This window comes from Phormidium sp. CCY1219 (assembly GCF_055795085.1).
In genome coordinates, this window is sequence record NZ_JAYFEQ010000284.1 from 1 (window position 1) to 1,697 (window position 1,697).

General features: G+C 50.1%; 2 protein-coding genes. Both read right to left on the minus strand.

Features of this window, described 5'->3' with window-relative positions; all coding sequences use genetic code 11:
• Nucleotides 1–344: 344 nt before the first annotated feature.
• Complete coding sequence (locus AC0QH1_RS04305; RefSeq protein WP_324629649.1) at nt 345–839, minus strand: FHA domain-containing protein; 495 nt, start codon at nt 837–839, stop codon at nt 345–347.
• A 414-nt stretch (nt 840–1,253) separates the two neighbouring features.
• A partial coding sequence (locus AC0QH1_RS04310; RefSeq protein WP_324629651.1) for an FHA domain-containing protein occupies nt 1,254–1,697 on the minus strand: 444 nt, incomplete at its 5' end.

The window sequence follows — 1,697 nt, forward strand, 5'->3', positions numbered from 1 at the left end:
CCTTCAGGCGCTTTACTAATGTAACAACCCCCTTCGGGAATGTCAACCCTTTTTTGAAAAAATTTTGGATTTTTTTTTGACATACTGCTGAAATAACCATGCAGCAAGGGATTGAGACGATAATTTTTTTTTAAATTCTGGGGAAGGACGGTAGAATCCTAGCGGTCGCTCTTTAAAACCGCTTCTCGATCTGGTGCAACCCTTATTAATAATTTCAGGTGATGGAGAGTGACAAGGTAGGGAGCCTGAACCGGTGCGTTAAAGGTTGGGTTCAGGCTCCGTCACCGCGATCGCCATTCCCAACAAGCGGCGCGATCGCCTCTCCATCGAGACGCTCCATAACCCTATTTCACGAACGCCATGCTTGATGAAATATTCCGAGACTGTTGTGTACTAGAGCATCGAGCTTCAGACTCGGGAGCTTGTGGCAGGATAATCGGTTCGGTGGTCTCCTCCTCAGTCACGGTTTTTGTGTGAACATCTTCTACTTGCATGTAGCGCGCGTTATGCTGAGCTTCGGGCTGAGTTTTGGGAAAATCTCTGCCGAAGTGAATTTGAATTTGAGGACCAGAACGGGCCAGGCAAATAATCGCCCCATCCTGTACCGACACTTGAGTAATGCGCGTCCCATTCAGATAAGTTCCATTGGTGCCCAGATTAATCAGTTTCCAGTGTAGTCCAGTGCGTTGCAACTCGACGTGGTGTCGAGAGACCACGGCACTGTAAAGTACAACATTGTTATCGATCGCTCGCCCAATCCGAATGACAGATTCTCGTTCAAATCTCCAACTTTGGATGGGAGTAGACTTTATTGGATGCAGCAAGGTCAGTGTAATCACGAGAGCATCGCTATGACAGTAGATACACCTTTGATGACGATGGCTAAGGGTAGAGTACAGCGCCCATAAAAAAAGAGGTGTGTTTTGGGGAACAACACCGATTGAAAGTCTCTACAGCTGAGGTGCTTATGGTTTATTATTCCTCAAATCGCTTCCCCAGATCTCAACCCCAGAAGACTGAGAACTGGCAAACCGACATTTATTCTGGATCCCTAGAATGAGTGTAATTTGCATCGCCACTGAGAATACTCAGGGAAGAACTCGGGCAAAATCGGGAGGTGCAGAGGCGATCGCCGAGGACGCCTCTGGCTGAAAAAATGCAGAATGCTGGTAGATTTTCCGGCGAGAAAAGCGACAGAGGCTTTTTTATCCCCGCCAAAGAGAACCTCTGGCGGGGGAAAGTTGAATCATCGGTTAGGTCTCTTGGAAAATAAAAGACACCATATCGCCTTTACCCAAGGCAATGCGATCGCCCGGGCGCAACCGATGACGGTTCCCTTTTGGTAGGGGCATATTATTGACGTAGGTGCCGTTAGAACTGCCCACATCTTCGAGATAGTAACTATCTCCCTCTACCCGAATATCTGCATGAACCCGCGAAACCACTTCAGAGTGAGGGAATCCCGACACATCCACATCGGGGGGAATCAAATCGTTGGGTTTGCCCACATGAATGACCGACAGATTGGGCGGCAGTTCAAGGGGGGTATTCGTTTGCACGTGGAGCAGTTGAGCTGCTTTCTGGCCCTGAAGTTGAGTTTTGGCGCTGGTTGCCGCCGGGGCCGGAGTGGGAGCCGGAGTGGGAGCCGGAGTGGGAGCCGGAGTGGGAGCCGGAGTGGGAGCCGGAGTGGGAGCCGG